At 35.6% G+C, this 16,610-nt stretch carries 16 protein-coding genes and 2 pseudogenes; 4 read left to right on the top strand and 14 right to left on the bottom strand.

Annotated features, from left to right (window positions below; all coding sequences use genetic code 11):
• Nucleotides 1-125: 125 nt before the first annotated feature.
• A complete protein-coding gene (locus ACWHVF_RS02375; RefSeq protein ID WP_064085799.1) occupies nucleotides 126-323 on the top strand; it encodes a hypothetical protein in 198 nt (65 codons plus the stop codon).
• Here ACWHVF_RS02375 and ACWHVF_RS02370 read toward each other — a convergent pair.
• Nucleotides 288-1,040, bottom strand: a complete 753-nt coding sequence (locus ACWHVF_RS02370; RefSeq protein ID WP_064085756.1) for an IS5 family transposase — start codon at nucleotides 1,038-1,040, stop codon at nucleotides 288-290. The two genes, ACWHVF_RS02375 and ACWHVF_RS02370, sit on opposite strands and share 36 nt — an antisense overlap.
• A gap of 134 nt (nucleotides 1,041-1,174) precedes the next feature.
• Nucleotides 1,175-2,186 (bottom strand): IS630 family transposase gene (locus ACWHVF_RS02365; protein WP_447933038.1). Its coding sequence is split into 2 segments (ribosomal slippage): nucleotides 1,175-1,723 and nucleotides 1,725-2,186, totalling 1,011 coding nucleotides; the frame shifts between segments, so codons are not numbered across the junction.
• Nucleotides 2,187-2,291: 105 nt separating this feature from the next.
• Between ACWHVF_RS02365 and ACWHVF_RS02360 the strand changes: the two are divergent.
• Nucleotides 2,292-2,417, top strand: a pseudogene (locus ACWHVF_RS02360) (Rpn family recombination-promoting nuclease/putative transposase); the annotation flags it as partial.
• Nucleotides 2,418-2,776: 359 nt separating this feature from the next.
• On the opposite strand, the gene guaA reads toward ACWHVF_RS02360, so the two are convergent.
• The 7 genes from guaA to ACWHVF_RS02325 form a co-directional block, all read right to left on the bottom strand.
• A complete protein-coding gene (guaA, locus tag ACWHVF_RS02355; RefSeq protein ID WP_064124948.1) occupies nucleotides 2,777-4,339 on the bottom strand; it encodes a glutamine-hydrolyzing GMP synthase in 1,563 nt (520 codons plus the stop codon).
• A gap of 103 nt (nucleotides 4,340-4,442) precedes the next feature.
• Nucleotides 4,443-4,919, bottom strand: coding sequence for a hypothetical protein (locus tag ACWHVF_RS02350; protein WP_064124947.1), 477 nt, complete (start codon nucleotides 4,917-4,919; stop codon nucleotides 4,443-4,445).
• Entirely contained in the window at nucleotides 4,906-5,067 is a 162-nt protein-coding gene (locus ACWHVF_RS02345; RefSeq protein WP_156488180.1) for a hypothetical protein, read from the bottom strand. The genes ACWHVF_RS02350 and ACWHVF_RS02345 overlap by 14 nt, the downstream gene beginning before the upstream one ends.
• Before the next feature lie 105 nt (nucleotides 5,068-5,172).
• The gene (locus tag ACWHVF_RS02340) at nucleotides 5,173-5,646 is read right to left on the bottom strand and encodes a DUF2924 domain-containing protein (protein WP_064124946.1); all 474 of its coding nucleotides are present in this window, start codon (nucleotides 5,644-5,646) and stop codon (nucleotides 5,173-5,175) included.
• Entirely contained in the window at nucleotides 5,633-5,794 is a 162-nt protein-coding gene (locus tag ACWHVF_RS02335; RefSeq protein ID WP_156488180.1) for a hypothetical protein, read from the bottom strand. Before ACWHVF_RS02335 ends, ACWHVF_RS02340 begins: the two co-directional genes overlap by 14 nt.
• 253 nt (nucleotides 5,795-6,047) lie before the next feature.
• A complete protein-coding gene (gene gatC, locus ACWHVF_RS02330; RefSeq protein WP_064124945.1) occupies nucleotides 6,048-6,401 on the bottom strand; it encodes an Asp-tRNA(Asn)/Glu-tRNA(Gln) amidotransferase subunit GatC in 354 nt (117 codons plus the stop codon).
• Complete coding sequence (locus ACWHVF_RS02325) at nucleotides 6,391-7,317, bottom strand: ribose-phosphate diphosphokinase (protein WP_064124944.1); 927 nt, start codon at nucleotides 7,315-7,317, stop codon at nucleotides 6,391-6,393. Before ACWHVF_RS02325 ends, gatC begins: the two co-directional genes overlap by 11 nt.
• A 282-nt stretch (nucleotides 7,318-7,599) precedes the next feature.
• On the opposite strand from ACWHVF_RS02325, the gene sdhA reads away from it, so the two are divergent.
• The gene (sdhA, locus tag ACWHVF_RS02320; RefSeq protein WP_064124943.1) at nucleotides 7,600-9,405 is read left to right on the top strand and encodes a succinate dehydrogenase flavoprotein subunit; all 1,806 of its coding nucleotides are present in this window, start codon (nucleotides 7,600-7,602) and stop codon (nucleotides 9,403-9,405) included.
• 7 nt (nucleotides 9,406-9,412) lie between these two features.
• Here sdhA and ACWHVF_RS02315 read toward each other — a convergent pair whose 3' ends face one another.
• Nucleotides 9,413-10,729: an ankyrin repeat domain-containing protein gene (locus ACWHVF_RS02315; protein ID WP_447933117.1), complete on the bottom strand. Its 1,317-nt coding sequence runs from the start codon at nucleotides 10,727-10,729 to the stop codon at nucleotides 9,413-9,415.
• An 87-nt stretch (nucleotides 10,730-10,816) separates the two neighbouring features.
• Between ACWHVF_RS02315 and ACWHVF_RS02310 the strand changes: the two are divergent.
• Nucleotides 10,817-11,569 (top strand): annotated as a pseudogene (locus tag ACWHVF_RS02310) (IS5 family transposase).
• Here ACWHVF_RS02310 and ACWHVF_RS02305 read toward each other — a convergent pair.
• The 4 genes from ACWHVF_RS02305 to ACWHVF_RS02290 all read right to left on the bottom strand — a co-directional run bounded on the left by ACWHVF_RS02305 (nucleotide 11,534) and on the right by ACWHVF_RS02290 (nucleotide 16,243).
• Nucleotides 11,534-12,010: a hypothetical protein gene (locus ACWHVF_RS02305; protein ID WP_064124997.1), complete on the bottom strand. Its 477-nt coding sequence runs from the start codon at nucleotides 12,008-12,010 to the stop codon at nucleotides 11,534-11,536. The pseudogene ACWHVF_RS02310 and the gene ACWHVF_RS02305 overlap by 36 nt on opposite strands.
• Nucleotides 11,997-13,008 (bottom strand): IS630 family transposase gene (locus tag ACWHVF_RS02300; protein ID WP_447933022.1). Its coding sequence is split into 2 segments (ribosomal slippage): nucleotides 11,997-12,557 and nucleotides 12,559-13,008, totalling 1,011 coding nucleotides; the frame shifts between segments, so codons are not numbered across the junction. The genes ACWHVF_RS02305 and ACWHVF_RS02300 overlap by 14 nt, the downstream gene beginning before the upstream one ends.
• Nucleotides 13,009-13,060: 52 nt before the next feature.
• Entirely contained in the window at nucleotides 13,061-13,558 is a 498-nt protein-coding gene (locus ACWHVF_RS02295) for a hypothetical protein (RefSeq protein WP_447933116.1), read from the bottom strand.
• 312 nt (nucleotides 13,559-13,870) lie between these two features.
• Nucleotides 13,871-16,243 (bottom strand): ankyrin repeat domain-containing protein, encoded by a 2,373-nt coding sequence (locus tag ACWHVF_RS02290; RefSeq protein ID WP_064124910.1) that lies wholly within the window; start codon nucleotides 16,241-16,243, stop codon nucleotides 13,871-13,873.
• Nucleotides 16,244-16,610 lie beyond the last annotated feature (367 nt).

Here is a 16,610-nt window from a genome sequence, read left to right as displayed (position 1 = left end):
AGAACCCTATGAATGGCTACTGACACAAAGTTAACAGACTACGAAGTAGGGAAAAAATTAAAACATGAGAGGGAAAAGCAAATCAGGCAGGTCTAGGGAGTAAAGTCGGAGTATTAGAGAAGCAAATGTCCAGATATGAGCGAGGGGAAAATCCGATTTCGATCATTACATTCTGTATGATAGTAGTGGAACTAATGATTGATATGGCAAAATTACTGCCTGAATCGACAGCATCAGAGAAAGGTGAGGTAGAAAAAACATTAAATCTAGGCTCTGTGGACAAAATTTTAGAGAAGCCATATGAGAGCTCCAACAAAATTTAGAAATCCCATGTAAACCTCTGCGGTCTTGTCAAATCTGGAAAAAATGCGCCTAAAATTTTTAATTTTACCGAAAAAGCACTCAATCAAATGACGTTCTTTATAAATATGCTCATCATAGTATCTTTGCACTTTTCGATTCCTTTTTGATGGAATTACGATTTCACATTTCCTGTTTTCAAGGCTGACCACAAAAGCATTGCTGTCATAACCCTTATCAGCTACTACAATGGAGTTATAGACATTTTTTGTTAATACTTCAGCTTGTGTAATTTCATTCCTCTGGCCAGGAGTAAGTATAAATTTTAAAGGATTTCCCAATGCATCAACAAGTGCATGAATTTTAGTCGTAAAGCCACCTTTACTTCGCCCTAAAGCCTCTTGATCCTTCGAATCTTTTGTATATCCAGCCGAACATGGATGGGCTCTAATGATCGTACCGTCGATTATGACGGCTTCTAAATCTGGCTCTTGTTTTGTGTACTCCAATAAATTTTTCCAAATACCCCTTTCGCACCATCTCTTAAATCGTTTGTGTATACTTCTGTAATTGCCATAGATTTTCGGCAAAAGTTGCCATTGGCAACCACTTTGCGCCATATACCACACTGCTTCTATGAATATTCTTAAACGTTTTTCGTCTTTACTATGCATTCCTTTTATGCCTTTTATGAATTCTAAAATTTGTTTCCAATTTCTTTCTTTTATATAATATTCCATTCGGTAGTTTCTCCATTTTTATGTTCATTTGGTTAAACTACCACTTTTTTTCTCCCTCTTCATATTTTTTGTCCACAGAGCCTAGTTAGAGAATGTAAAAAATTTAGGAACCAGGAATTATGTAATACCAATTCTCATTGTTGGTCATTCAAATAGGATACATAGCAGAGTTGTTTAATTGTGGAGTAGGTAAGAGAAGTAATAAATTTACACAAAGCACTCTCAAGCAAAGCAATAGTATCGTATATTTTATTGCGCAAAATGTTCTGTTTTACATACAACCAAAGCCTCTCAACTGGATTGAGTTCAGGTGAGTATGGTGGTAGGTATATAATCTCAATATTTTTAGGTACCTTTAAACTTTTCGACTTATGCCAACTAGCACAATCCATAACAAGAAAGGCTTCTCGTGGTCCCAAATATTGAGACATTTGCTCAAGAAATATATTCATACAATCAGTGTTGACATTCGGTGCAAACAAGCTAGAATTCTCCCCATTTCTAGGATTAACTGCACTGTAGAGATAAAAATTTTCCCTACCTAATTTTACCTTAACTTTTGTTCTGACGCCTTTTTTAAACCATCCATGCCCGGTCTTTGAATGTGTGCCAAACCGCGATTCATCGAAGAAAAACAGCTCTTTTTCAGGATACTTGCCAATAACTTCGTTGAGATTTTTTTTTGAATTCCTCTTGTTTTCTTTTATCTTGTACATTGTGTACTGGTCTTGGTGTAATATAAGAGAATTTCATCTTTTGCATATAGCGGTGTACTGTAGATTTGCTAATATTTAAGCCGAACTTTTCCTGGATTCTTATTCTCATTTCTTTAATGGTAATATTAGGATTTTCTCCTACCCATGCTTCAACTTGCTGTAGTTGAGCCTGATTTAATTTAGTTTTTCTACGCCGTTGTGGAGGAGCAAACAATTTTTCTTCTCTGCCTAATTTCAAGAGTTTTATCCACGAAGTTAGTGCGCTTCTTGAAATGCAATATATTTTTGCTACAGCCGTTATACTATGCTTTTTTGCTGCAATTACAGCATTTAGTTTTTTTGCAACATATGCATTGTTCCTTACTTTCTTCAGCATTTTTTTTGCTGATTTTACTACTTCTTCATCCAATAATTTTGATCTTAGTGCCATTTATACCTCGACTATTTCACTTATTTCATTATGGCTTGTCTTCTATTATTGTCTATCTGTTTGCCGTGTAATGGGAATTGGTATAAGATAGCCTCTGCATTAAATAAATCTATCCAGATGGGGGAAGAAGAAGGTAAAAAAGCAGAAGTAGCAAAGAATCTACTTAAAGCGGGTATTTCTGTTGATATCACTCTCCAAACAACAGGCTTGTCTAAAGATGAACTTAAGAAGCATGATAAAACAGAGATAGTTTATGCTCTCTTTACTATTTTGTATTGCTCTACGCTGTTGTCCGGGCGCACCCATGTAACCATAATTCCTCCTTCGATGGTATTTTTTTCTTACATTTTATCATACCATCACACTCTGGGACTGTACATCTAAGGGATACCGCGGCGGTATGACGTAGGGTTTGCCGAGATTCCAGTGCTTGACGCTGGAATCTAGTTCTTATTGTACATTTACTTGATGTAGAGTTAAGTTTCCTGGATCCAAGTAGTCTGGGCACTGGGATGACACCCTGACAATCGTCATTCCGCTACTTGTTAGCGGCTAAGAGATACCGCGGCGGTATGACTAGATTTTTTGATTTACTCCCACTCAATGGTTGCTGGTGGTTTAGAAGTTAAGTCATAGACAACTCTATTTACTCCGGAAACGTTATTAACAATTATACTGCCGACATTCTGTAAAAAGTCCCAAAACACTAGCGAATGCTGATCCTTATCTTCAAATGGAAATGCATCAGCCGTCATACCATCGGACGATGTTACAGCCCTTAAAGCACAAACATATCCGTATGTACGACCATCTCCCATGACGCCTACAGTTTTTATTGGTAATAATACAGCAAAAGCTTGCCATATCTTATCGTATAGATCGTAATTTTTCATCGTATTAATATATATTTCATCTACTTCTTGCAATATTCGCACCTTCTCTTCATCGACTTCACTTATAATCCTTACTGCAAGTCCGGGTCCAGGAAATGGATGTTGAAATATTATCTCGTCTGAAAGCCCAATTTCTTTTCCAAGTAGCCTTACCTCATCTTTAAAGAGGTAGCGTAAAGGCTCTACTAGCTTCAGGTTCATCTTTTCTGGTAACCCACCAACATTATGGTGAGACTTAATTGTACTAGTGTTGTCTGAGGCATGCCCTGACTCAACTACATCAGAGTAGATGGTACCTTGCATCAAAAAATCCACATCACCTATTTTTTTTGCTTCTTCTTCAAACACTTCAATGAAAGTGTTACCGATAATTTTTCGCTTTTCTTCTGGATCAGTTATTCCCTTTAACCTACTCAAAAATAAATTTGATTTATCAACGTAGTTTATCGGAATCTCTTTCAACATAGCAATAGTCTGGTTCTTGCGTAACAACCCAGTATCGATAAAAATACAGTTCAATTGTTTTCCTATAGCTTTATGTGTGAGAGCCGCTGCAACACTTGAATCAACCCCACCACTTACTGCAGCGATTACTTTTTTCTCTCCTACTACATTTTTGATTTTTTCCTTCTGCTTTTCAATAAACGATTTCATTGTCCAGTCTCTCTCGCAACTTGCAATATCCAAGAAGTTAGAGAGCAATTTACTGCCATTTGTTGTGGGCCTCACTTCAGGATGGAATTGAGTACAGTAAATCTTCCGCTGTTCGCTAACAATCATTGCAATTGTTTGATTTATCACACCTGATGCGATAACAGTAAATCCCTGTGGTATAGTATCAACACTGTCTGCATGATTCATTAATACATCCACTTCAGAATTAACATCCCAGGTATCCTTTATAATGGGGGATTCTTTTAGTATCTTGATTTTAGTTCTACCAAACTCCTGTTTGAAACTCTCTTTTACTTTTGCTCCAAAATAATGACAAATGAGTTGCTGTCCATAGCATATTCCAAGTATAGGAACGTTTGTTGCCTCATTAAGTTTTATAATTTCATGTACTACTCTACTTGTTTCAGAACAATCATCATTTACAGATTGTGGTCCTCCAGAGAGAATAAACCCATTGAATTTTGATATTGTTTCAAAACTGACGTTGCTTGGAAATATCTCACAATAAACGCCCATTCCTCTTACTTGTCTTGCGATAAGCTGTGTAAACTGTGAACCAAAATCAATAATGGCAATTGCTGACAATGTGCTCCTCCATATTATTTAAAGCAATATCTCATAATAAAGAAAATAATGGAGTAAGTAAACTAAGACCTCTTTAAAAGCTTTAACGGACGGCGTGGGTTGGCTATGATCTATTTTTATCTAAAAAGAACTTTTTACGGTGGTACTTCAGAAGTTGCAGCCCCTCTTCAGGGTTAAGATATACTTCCAATTCTTCCCAACCACTATAACTTCCACCACCAACCAATGCTTTACACACTCCGGATAGAGACTTAGCCTCAATCACTTTTCCAGTTTTGTTATCTACAAACTCTTCCACTCCCTTAACTTTAATTTCGTATTTCTGGCCACTCTCTGGGCGATTCCATACAAGTATTTCCCCTATAAATAGAGCTTTGATGACCTCTTTATTTTGCGCTCCAGTATATTGATTCTCAGCTACCCTAACTTTTTTAGGCTTATTTGTTATATATGTTGCTGCTTTGTCCTTAATTTCTTTTGCCTCTTCATCTACATATTTTTCTACTTCACTACGCACATATACTTTTAACCTTTCAAAAAAGTTCTGCAAGTCGAGTAAAGTTAATTCAGATGTTTCCATAAAACCCTCCAGTTTTATTATCACGTATCAATAATACATCTAGTATACTTAAAATATCTTTAAGAAAGGCGACTCTGACCCTCAGGTAGCTAATGTTAACTACCGATATCGTACGTGAACCAAAATCAATAATGGCGATTGCTGACAACTTACCCCTCCATATTATTTAAAGCAATATCTCATAATAAAGAAAATAATGGAGCAAGTAAACCAAGACCTCTTTAAAAGCTTTAACATATGACTTAAACGTTAGCTATGATCTATTTTTATCTAAGAAGAACTTTTTACGGTGATAGCTCAACTTTCTCAGCCCTTCTTCAGAGTCAAGACATACCTTGAAAAATTCCCAACCATCGGAGCTTTTACCAGTAATTTCTTCACTAACCGTGGAAGGGGCATTATACTTTTTCCCATTATAGATAAACTTACCTTCGTTGCTAACTACAACTTCATACCTTTCCCCTCTTCTTTTACGTTCCCCAATAAGCGTTTTACCTATAAATAGAGCTTTGATAACCTCTTCATTTTGCGTCCTACTACATCTATTTGGTTTATTACCCACCATATTATTTAACACTTTGTTTGTTATATATGTTGCTGCTTTGTCCTTGTCCTTAATTTCTTTTGCCTCCTCATCTACATATTTTTCTACTTCACTACGTACATGCCCTTTTAATTTTTCAAAAAAGTCCTGCAAGTCGAGTAAAGTTAATTCAGATGTTTCCATAAAACCCTCCAGTTTTATTATCACGTATCAATAATACATCTAGTATACTTAAAATATCTTTAAGAAAGGCGACTCTGACCCTCAGGTAGCTAATGTTAACTACCGATATCGTACGTGAACCAAAATCAATAATGGCAATTGCTGACAATGTGCTCCTCCATATTATTTAAAGCAATGTTTGATAATAAAGAAAATCATGTGGCAAGTAAACTATAGCTAAAGTGACTTAGGTTTACCTACAATTTGAAAAACAACAAATTCGTTATTCCGCTACTTGTTAGCGCCGCGGCGGTATGACGTAGGGAAACCTTCCTGGGTTAGCTATACCTGTTTTGCCACTCTGCTGAACGGATACTTTGAAAGTAGATCTATTATAGAATTGATATGAGCCTTATTTCACCCTAATCGTTTATAACCTTTGGCACTACGAAATACCCATGCTCAGGTTTTGTATTGGACAATATCTCTTCTTTAATGTTTTGAGAATTTATAACATCATCGCGTACATGAATATCCTTGTCTATACTGCCATAACGCATAGGAGAAACGCCTTTAGTATTAACTTGCAATAAAGTATCATGTATCCAATCGAGCATTGTCAGTTCTTTAGAGTAGTGCTTAATCTCGTCATCCGATAACTTGATCCTTACAAGCTGTGCAATTTTAAGCATTTCTTCTCTGGTAATTGTTATTTTTCTCTTATTTGCAAATTCTATTAGTGAAGTAATAACGTCTTCTGTTGACTTAGCTGGCATCTTTACCTCCTTGGATGAAGTGAGTTAAAATATCTACGACCGAAACAACTTTTATTTTACCAGTTTTTTCAAGTTTGTGAAGTATAGTATCCGTAATCACTAATTTATCTAAAGAAGAGGAAGAAATTTTTTCAACTGCACTTCCTGAAAGCACGCCATGTGTGATGCATGAAATTACGGACTTTGCTCCGCAATTTTTTAAAGCAAGAGCTGCATTACACAATGTTCCACCAGAATCGACTATATCATCAACAATGACACAATTTTTATTCGCAACTTCTCCTATTATGTTCATTACCTGAGATGTGCCTGCTTTCTCCCTATATTTATCTACTACAATAATCTTATCACTTAACCCTATCTTGTACTTTTCCTCTAAAGTCTTTGCAAAAGCACGTGCTCTGCCAATTGCTCCAACATCAGGTGCAACAATTGCCAAATTTTCCGTGTGTATACAGTCAACAAATGCTTCAAAGCAGTTCAAATTAGTTATCGGTACATCAAAGAATCCTTCAATTTGACTTGAGTGCAAATCAATCACTGCAACACTACTTGCACCTGCAGTTTGAATAAGATTTGCAACTAATTTGGCACTTAAAGCAGACTGCACATTATTGTTCTTGATAATTCTATCTTGCCTGCTATATCCATAATAAGGAATAATTACTACTATCCTTTTGGCTCCTAATCTATTTACTCCATCAATTATAAGCAGAAGCTCCATAAGGTTATCATTCACAGGGGGAGAAAGAGATTGTATTATATATACTTTTTGATTATATAGATCATTTGCTACTTCTACATTTACCTCGCCATCGGTAAACTTTGATATCCAAGCAGAGGATGGTTGAACATCTAGCCGGTTAACTACTGATTCCCCTAATTCTTTACTAGCATTACCTATTATTATCTTCATAATGTACCAATTGAGCTTGTAAGATTATACAGAAATTATGAAATAATTGAAATGTAAGTTTCTTTATCTAGCATTCTTGTCGGCAAATTAGGTACCTCTTGTACAATGACCTGTCATTTTCACGCATTGTTTCAATATACAGACCCAAATTGAAACAACTATACAAAATCCTGCTTATGTTTCAAGATAAATGACTTTAATGAAATATAAGCTATAGAAAACTTGTATAGATTTTTTCTACTTCTGTGATATCATAAGCCTGTAATAATAAAATAAGCAAATATGGATAAGTCAGCGTATGAGATCATAGAACATGAGTATGATGTGGTAGTAATAGGTGCAGGTGGAGCAGGGCTCAGAGCAACGCTTGGGATGGCTGCAACTAATTTTTCAGTTGCCTGCATTTCTAAAATTTTCCCTACACGAAGTCATACAGTTGCAGCACAAGGCGGAATTAGTGCAGCTTTAGGTAATATTGGTGAAGACGATTGGCGCTGGCATGCATATGACACAATAAAAGGTTCAGACTGGCTTGGTGATCAAGATGCAATAGAATATATGTGTAAAAACGCTGCTAAAGCTGTTATTGAACTTGAAAATTTTGGCGTACCTTTTTCTCGTACAGAAGATGGCAAAATATACCAGCGCTCTTTTGGTGGAATGACAACTCACTTTGGTAAAGGAAAATCAGCTCAACGCACTTGTGCAGCAGCAGATAAAACTGGGCACGCAATCCTTCACACTCTATATCAGCAGTGTCTTAAATTCAACGCTGAATTTTTTGTTGAATACTTTGTGATTGATTTAATTATGGATAGCGAAACCGGAGCATGCTGCGGAGTTCTTGCTTGGTCGCTATGCAACGGTACATTACATAAATTTCGCGCACATTCGGTGGTGCTAGCAACAGGTGGATATGGACGTGTTTATTTCTCTGCAACAAGTGCGCATACCTGCACAGGTGATGGTAATGGCATGGTGGTGAGAGCTGGGTTACCACTTGAAGATATGGAATTTGTACAATTTCATCCAACAGGAATATATGGCTCAGGGTGCTTGATGACAGAAGGGTGCCGTGGAGAAGGGGGGTATCTCGTTAATTCTCAGGGCGAAAAGTTTATGGAACGTTACGCACCAAAAGCAAAAGATTTAGCTTCCCGTGATGTGGTAAGTCGTGCAATAACAATTGAAATTAGAGAGGGAAGGGGAGTTGGACCGAAAAAAGATCATATGTATTTAACTATAGCGCATCTTGATCCGGAAGTAATAAAACTCAGATTGCCGGGCATCAGCGAAACCGCAAGAACTTTTGCTGGAGTTGATGTCACTAAAGATCCAATACCGGTCATTCCGACTGTTCACTATAACATGGGTGGCATTCCAACCAATTATCATGGAGAAGTGATCACGCTGAAGCAAGGTAAGGAAGAAGTGGTAGATGGACTATTTGCAATTGGAGAAGCTGCGTGTGTCTCTGTGCACGGTGCAAATCGACTTGGTTCTAACTCGCTTCTTGATCTTGTGGTTTTTGGTAGAGCTGCAGCGCTCAGAGCAAAAGAGAAGCTAAAATCCGGTACACCACATAAAAAATTGAGCTCAGATTGTACAGATTGGATAATAGATAGGTTTAATAAAATGCGATTTGCTTCCGGTGGGCTAAAAGTAGCAAAAATACGCAGCGAAATGCAGAACACTATGCAAAAGTACGCATCAGTGTTCCGTGTTGCTGAAGTTTTAGAAGAAGGTAAAAAAGCTATAAAAAAGGTAGCAAAAATGATGCCTGATATTTCACTTGAGGATCGCAGTATGATATGGAACAGTGATTTAGTTGAAGCACTGGAGCTTGCTAACATGATCCCACAAGCGGTTATTACCATGGAATGCGCAGCCAATCGAGAGGAGAGTAGAGGTGCTCATGCTCGTGAAGATTTTCCTGAGCGTGATGACAAAAACTGGATGAAACACACCATAGTGTGGCTTGAAGAAAAGAAAGGGCAGATCAATGTAAAAATTGATTATAAAAAAGTGGCTGAAAAAACTCTGAGCGATGAAATTGACTTCATCGCTCCAGAGAAGAGAGTATACTAGCTTATAACTAGGAAACCTTCAACACATTTGTGTGTTGCTCTTTAATAGATGTATCTTTTACTTCACTTTTTGGTCTTCTTGCACGTTTTCTCTGTTGTTTATTGTCAACATGGTCCTTTGTTTCATTACTTGATTTTTTAAGAAATTCCTTAATACGACTCCGTGAAGTGAAAATAAAATATGCAGATATAGCAGCAACTATGATACAAATGGCCGCTACAGGTGCCATTACCCCATTAAAGGCAGCAGCAGTTGCTATTCCAATAACAGCAAACATTATTGCTAATGCTGGCCCTTTATGGATTATCGTAGATGCTGCCTTCCCTATAGAAGAACCTGTTCTTTTAACACCAGACTGACATTTTTTTAAAGGAGTTTTACAGTGGTATTCTTCCTCAAGCTCCTCTTTCAATTCTCTAGCTTTTTCTTGTGCTTTATGCGGAGTCTTCGGATAATCTTTTAAACCACATAAAGTTAGATAATACTTTCTAGTATCAAATGCTTGATCTTCCAACTCCAGAGAACGGGGATCAGCGCCCATTTCTAGCAGCATTGCACAAAACTTCGTTGTATTGCTATAACTAACTGTTGGATCAAAAATTTTTCCTTTCTTTAGATATTTAGTTCCTCCTTTCCTCGCTTTTGTTTTTAGCGCCACTTGTAGAGGCGTGTTTTTTTTCTGGTTGGTAGCATCTATAGCTTCTCTTAATTTATCTTGAGATATCACTCCTTTTTCTACTAAATTTAAAATCAACTCCAAATATGCAACTTTTTGCTCTCCTTTAAGTAAAGCAATATGATGTAAAGCATTGTTGCCATTTGTGTCTTTTAGGCTAATATCCGCCCCTTTTTGCAATAACTCCTCAAAAAGTTTTTTACCATTATTTTCAATTGCTGAATGTAATAGATTACTACCTGGAGTACTCATGGTATACTCTATAATTTCTTTAATTTTTGTTTCTGTATTGGTTTTTATTTCTGGTTCTAATTCAGACTTCTCTACTGACTCTGCCAATTTTTCTAAGAAGTTAAGATAATATATTTTTTGTTTTTCGCTTAACTTCTGTAATTCTTCTTTAGACAACTGCAAATCATCAATATTTGCTCCTAATTTGAGCAATTGTATAGCAGATACTATTGTATTGTCGTAGTGTGGTATAAGTTTTTTTAAAGGTGTTAAAGTTTTTCTAGGTGTAGTCCCAAAACTATGTTTTTCTCTTGTTACTTTACTAAGTAACAATGCTTGCAGTGGTGTTTGACCGTTGCCATTTTTATCGTTTACAGCTTTTTCAAGTTGTGCTTTAAGTTCTTCCTTCTTACTCACATCTAGGCTCTGTGGACAAAAAATATGAAGAGGGAGAAAAAAAGTGGTAGTTTAACCAAATGAACATAAAAATGGAGAAACTACCGAATGGAATATTATATAAAAGAAAGAAATTGGAAACAAATTTTAGAATTCATAAAAGGCATAAAAGGAATGCATAGTAAAGACGAAAAACGTTTAAGAATATTCATAGAAGCAGTGTGGTATATGGCGCAAAGTGGTTGCCAATAGCGACTTTTGCCGAAAATCTATGGCAATTACAGAAGTATACACAAACGATTTAAGAGATGGTGCGAAAGGGGTATTTGGAAAAATTTATTGGAGTACACAAAACAAGAGCCAGATTTAGAAGCCGTCATAATCGACGGTACGATCATTAGAGCCCATCCATGTTCGGCTGGATATACAAAAGATTCGAAGGATCAAGAGGCTTTAGGGCGAAGTAAAGGTGGCTTTACGACTAAAATTCATGCACTTGTTGATGCATTGGGAAATCCTTTAAAATTTATACTTACTCCTGGCCAGAGGAATGAAATTACACAAGCTGAAGTATTAACAAAAAATGTCTATAACTCCATTGTAGTAGCTGATAAGGGTTATGACAGCAATGCTTTTGTGGTCAGCCTTGAAAACAGGAAATGTGAAATCGTAATTCCATCAAAAAGGAATCGAAAAGTGCAAAGATACTATGATGAGCATATTTATAAAGAACGTCATTTGATTGAGTGCTTTTTCGGTAAAATTAAAAATTTTAGGCGCATTTTTTCCAGATTTGACAAGACCGCAGAGGTTTACATGGGATTTCTAAATTTTGTTGGAGCTCTCATATGGCTTCTCTAAAATTTTGTCCACAGAGCCTAGTACTGTATTTAAAAAATCAAACTTTTGTTTTTTCTCTAATTGTGTAACTATTAGGTGTAAAATATTATTTCCTTTTTCATCTTTTATGCTGCTAATATTCGTGCAACCTTTCAGATATTCTCTAAATTTCCCTTGATCTCCATTTTTGATTACTTTGAATATCTTATCAGTATATTGAACATTGCTGTTCATTATTCCGTTCTCTACTTCTTGATCTTCATTTGCTGTGTGGGAAATTGGTATATCCGAAATGTGGTCTTTCTCATCAGCATGATCATCTTCAGCTTCGCTACTGTTGCCGCTTTCAATTCCACTGTCTTCACTGTTACTCGTTATCCCGTTCTCTACTTCTTGATCTTCATTTATTGTGTTAGCACTACTGATTGAATGCTTCTTATACCAATTCTCATTGTTGGTCATTCAAATAGGATACATAGCAGAGTTGTTTAATTGTGGAGTAGGTAAGAGAAGTAATAAATTTACACAAAGCACTCTCAAGCAAAGCAATAGTATCGTATATTTTATTGCGCAAAATGTTCTGTTTTACATACAACCAAAGCCTCTCAACTGGATTGAGTTCAGGTGAGTATGGTGGTAGGTATATAATCTCAATATTTTTAGGTACCTTTAAACTTTTCGACTTATGCCAACTAGCACAATCCATAACAAGAAAGGCTTCTCGTGGTCCCAAATATTGAGACATTTGCTCAAGAAATATATTCATACAATCAGTGTTGACATTCGGTGCAAACAAGCTAGAATTCTCCCCATTTCTAGGATTAACTGCACTGTAGAGATAAAAATTTTCCCTACCTAATTTTACCTTAACTTTTGTTCTGACGCCTTTTTTAAACCATCCATGCCCGGTCTTTGAATGTGTGCCAAACCGCGATTCATCGAAGAAAAACAGCTCTTTTTCAGGATACTTGCCAATAACTTCGTTGAGATTTTTTTTTGAATTCCTCTTATTTTCTTTTATCTTGTACATTGTGTACTGGTCTTGGTGTAATATAAGAGAATTTCATCTTTTGCATATAGCGGTGTACTGTAGATTTGCTAATATTTAAGCCGAACTTTTCCTGGATTCTTATTCTCATTTCTTTAATGGTAATATTAGGATTTTCTCCTACCCATGCTTCAACTTGCTGTAGTTGAGCCTGATTTAATTTAGTTTTTCTACGCCGTTGTGGAGGAGCAAACAATTTTTCTTCTCTGCCTAATTTCAAGAGTTTTATCCACGAAGTTAGTGCGCTTCTTGAAATGCAATATATTTTTGCTGCAGCCGTTATACTATGCTTTTTTGCTGCAATTACAGCATTTAGTTTTTTTGCAACATATGCATTGTTCCTTACTTTCTTCAGCATTTTTTTTGCTGATTTTACTACTTCTTCATCCAATAATTTTGATCTTAGTGCCATTTATACCTCGACTATTTCACTTATTTCATTATGGCTTGTCTTCTATTATTGTCTATCTGTTTGCCGTGTAATGGGAATTGGTATTACTAGCGTCATGATCATCTTCAGCTTCACTACTGTTGCCGCTTTCAATTCCACTGTCTTTACTCTCCATACTCCCTCTACGACCAGTTTCATTTTGATCAACGTTATCAGGATGATCTTTTTTGCTGCCCTTGTTAATAGCTTCTGAAATTACTTGTTCTATCTTCTCTTTCTTTATTTTCTCTAGTTCTTTTGACTGTTTGATTTCTTCTTTCAATGCTGGAAGGAAGCGTTGGGTATAATACTCATAATATTCTGGCGATTTTTTTAATTTAATTAATACCTCAGTTAATACCTCAGGACTAGCCCCTTTTTTGAACAACCTCTTGCATTCTGTGAGAGTCCCGTCTTTCCCAACTTCTGGGTTTAGGTGTTTGTGCTTTCCTTTTGTTACTTTTTCCATTATAATATTCAATAATTTACTGTTGTATACTAACTCATCGGATGTAGAATTTTTTTTTGTCATATCAAAGCCTCGCTAAAAATTAACTATTTATGTATCCTTGTAGTTGTAGGTGTTAACAATTTGAGATTGAGAACTAACAACTAAAAAGTTAGATTTAAATTTTAAAATGTTGTATATGTAATCGAAATACAGGCAGAAGAGCGTTTCTGCTAGTATCATAGTTAAACCTCACTTCAACGATTATCTACTATTTTAAATGTTTAGTTTTAAGAAAGGATAAATATTGGTATATAGCTAAGTGAACAGGTGCAAAATGTGCTATACCGCAGCGCTAACGAGTAGCAGAATGACGGCATATCAAATTGTAGCTAGCTATAGAACGTTCCCTACTAGCTTATTTATAAATTGGCGTAGTATTGATATATCGCTCATTTTAGTAGCTGGATTTTCTATATGCTCTGATTGATTTGGTGACTCTTGTACTGCTTGATTTTTAGTCTCATTTCTTAAATTCTGTTGATCATTATTAACAAGGTTCTTCGAAGCTTGATTCTGCTCTGTTGTTGAATTAGAGCGGTTTTTGTCGTTAAATGTGTCCTGTGCTTTGTTGGTTGATTTTTCAAAAAGTTTCTTAATACCACTAAATCCTAAAGTTAAAGTAAGGCATATAACTCCAGCAACAGCTATGATAGGAATGGCTGCTCCAATTGCCATTTGACCCTGAAAGAAAGCAAATGTTACCATTGCAATAACAGTAATCGTTATCGTGATTGCTAACAGTTCGCAGGTCCTTTTTGCTGGATCTATGAATCCTGCTACAGCAGATACTCCTTTTTTTATACCAGAACCTGCTTCTTTAATGCCAGACTTGCATTTTTTTGAAGCAGTTTTACAGTGGTATTTTTCTTCAAGCTTCTCTTTTAGTTCTTTAGCTTTCTCCTGTGCTTTCTGTGGAGTCCCTGAATAATCTTTTAGATCTCGTAAAGTTAAATAGTACTTTTTAGTATGGAATTTTGGATCTTTCAGCTCCAGAGAACAGGGATCAGCGCCTATTTCTAGCAGCATTGTACAAAATTTTGTTGTATTGTCATAAGCAGTTGCTGTATCAAAAATTGTTCCTTGCGGTAGGTATTCGATACTTCTTTTTTCTGCTTTTTTCTTTAATGCCAATTCTAGGGGTGTGTTCCCTTCTCCATTCTTAGCATTTATAGCTTTACCTAATTTATCTTTAGATATTGTTCCATTTTTTACTAAACCTAAAATCAATTCCAAACATGTAACTTTTTGTTCTCCTTTGAATGAAGCAATATAGTGCAGAGCATTTTTTCCATCTTTATCTTGCACAGTAATATCTGCACCATTTTGTAGAAATAACTCTAAGGCTTTATACCTGCCAGTATCCTTAAATTCTTTTTTTACTACATTTTTTATTTTATTTTTCAATGAAGGTTCTTTATTCTTTTCTTGTATGCGCTGGAGTACCAGATGGAGCGGTGTTTGCCCTTCTTTTTTATCATTTACAGCTTTTATAAATTGTTCTTTTTGGCTTGCTTCTAGCAATATATCGAGAAGTTTAAGTTTTTGTTTTGTTTTAGGTTTAACAATCAAGTGTAAAGCATTATTACCATCTGTGTCTTTAAGGCTAATATCTGCCCCTTTTTGCAATAACTCTCCAAAAAGTTCTTTATCATTATCTTTAATTGCTAAATGTAATTGATAATTATCATTACTATCTGGAGTATTTATGGTACGTGGTATGATTTCTTTAATTTTTGCTTCTGTATTGATTTTTATTTCTGGCTTTAATTTAGATTTCTTTCCTTGCTCTGCTAATTTTTCTAAGAAATTACGGTAGTATGTCTTTTGCTCTTCTTTTAAGTCTTGCAATTCTTCTGTAGATAATCCTAAATTATCAGAGCTGGCTCCATGCTCTAACAATTTTGTAAGAAACTTAAGTGTGTTATCATTATTTTGGATCGTATGAGACTCATGTTTTTCTTTTGTTATCTTGTTAATTAGTGCTACCTGAAAAGCGTCCTGATTTTCACTATTAATGAGTTGTGCTAGATCCTCCTTGGTGACCGTTTTTATTAGGGTACCCAGAAACTTGCATTTCTGTTTCTTTTTGAGCGACGCAATGAGGTGTAAAATATTATTTCCTTTTTCATCTTTTATGCTGCTAATATCCGTGCAATCTTTGAGATATTTTTTTAATTTCCTGTTATTTCCATTTTTGATCGCTTTTAGTAATTGAACATTATTATGCGTTGTTACGTTGCTTATTTCTACTTTATGATCATCTTCAACATCACTGCCGTAGCCACTCTCTGTTTCGCTGTCCCTACGGTTGTGGGTAAAACAATATCTGCTATTGTCAGTAATTTTAGAAATTACTTGCTTTTTTGTTTCATTTGGTATTTTTTTCGATTGTTCTATTGCTCCATCTAGCACTGGAAGAAAGCACTGGACATAATACCTATAATATTTTTCTTGTTCTCTAAGTGATTCTTCTAATTTAGTTAATACTTCAGGACTAGCACCTTCCTTGAATAACCTTTTACACTTCTTGAGGGTTCCATCTTGACCTCTTGGTTTTTCACGCTTGTGTTCTTCTTTTTTTACCTTTCTCTCTATAGTGCCATACAATTGCTCGTCTTTTCTATCCTGCTCTCGCTTTTCATTTTTATCTATGTATTCATCTAATTTTTTTGCATTAGTAGCTAGTGCACTTAGATCTATACTCATACTAAAACCTCAATATTAAAAGCTATTTAAGTTGTCAGCTAAGATTCAATTTTTTTAATTAAGTCAAACGTTGTATATAGCTAACAAAGCCCGCTTCTGTCATCCTATGGCTTGACCATAGGATCCAGTCTAAAAAGATCTGGATTCCAGCGTCAAGCGCTGGAATGACACCTTAAGATATCACCTATAATTAACCATAAACATATTTCGGTAAACCTAAGTTACTTTTAGCTATATGTAGTTGAAATACAGATAGAAAGGCAGGTAAGAAGGCAGAAAATTAATTTCTGTAAGAAAGTTTGCCGTCATAGTTAAACCTCACTTGAACAGTTGTCTACTATTTTAACCATTTAATCTTAAAAAATAA

This window comes from Wolbachia endosymbiont of Dactylopius coccus (assembly GCF_977011065.1).
The sequence above is the reverse complement of the archived record's forward strand: the minus strand, read 5'-3'. Positions and strand labels throughout refer to the sequence as shown.

Excerpts from the sequence above, each read along its gene's own strand:
- ACWHVF_RS02325 (WP_064124944.1), bottom strand. The coding sequence starts at position 7,317 with ATGAAGATAATAATAGGTAATGCTAGTAAAGAATTAGGGGAATCAGTA.
- gatC (WP_064124945.1), bottom strand. The coding sequence starts at position 6,401 with ATGCCAGCTAAGTCAACAGAAGACGTTATTACTTCACTAATAGAATTT.
- ACWHVF_RS02375 (WP_064085799.1), top strand. The coding sequence starts at position 126 with ATGTCCAGATATGAGCGAGGGGAAAATCCGATTTCGATCATTACATTC.
- ACWHVF_RS02295 (WP_447933116.1), bottom strand. The coding sequence starts at position 13,558 with ATGACAAAAAAAAATTCTACATCCGATGAGTTAGTATACAACAGTAAA.
- ACWHVF_RS02350 (WP_064124947.1), bottom strand. The coding sequence starts at position 4,919 with ATGGAAACATCTGAATTAACTTTACTCGACTTGCAGAACTTTTTTGAA.
- ACWHVF_RS02290 (WP_064124910.1), bottom strand. The coding sequence starts at position 16,243 with ATGAGTATAGATCTAAGTGCACTAGCTACTAATGCAAAAAAATTAGAT.
- sdhA (WP_064124943.1), top strand. The coding sequence starts at position 7,600 with ATGGATAAGTCAGCGTATGAGATCATAGAACATGAGTATGATGTGGTA.
- ACWHVF_RS02370 (WP_064085756.1), bottom strand. The coding sequence starts at position 1,040 with ATGGAATATTATATAAAAGAAAGAAATTGGAAACAAATTTTAGAATTC.
- ACWHVF_RS02340 (WP_064124946.1), bottom strand. The coding sequence starts at position 5,646 with ATGGAAACATCTGAATTAACTTTACTCGACTTGCAGGACTTTTTTGAA.
- ACWHVF_RS02305 (WP_064124997.1), bottom strand. The coding sequence starts at position 12,010 with ATGACCAACAATGAGAATTGGTATAAGAAGCATTCAATCAGTAGTGCT.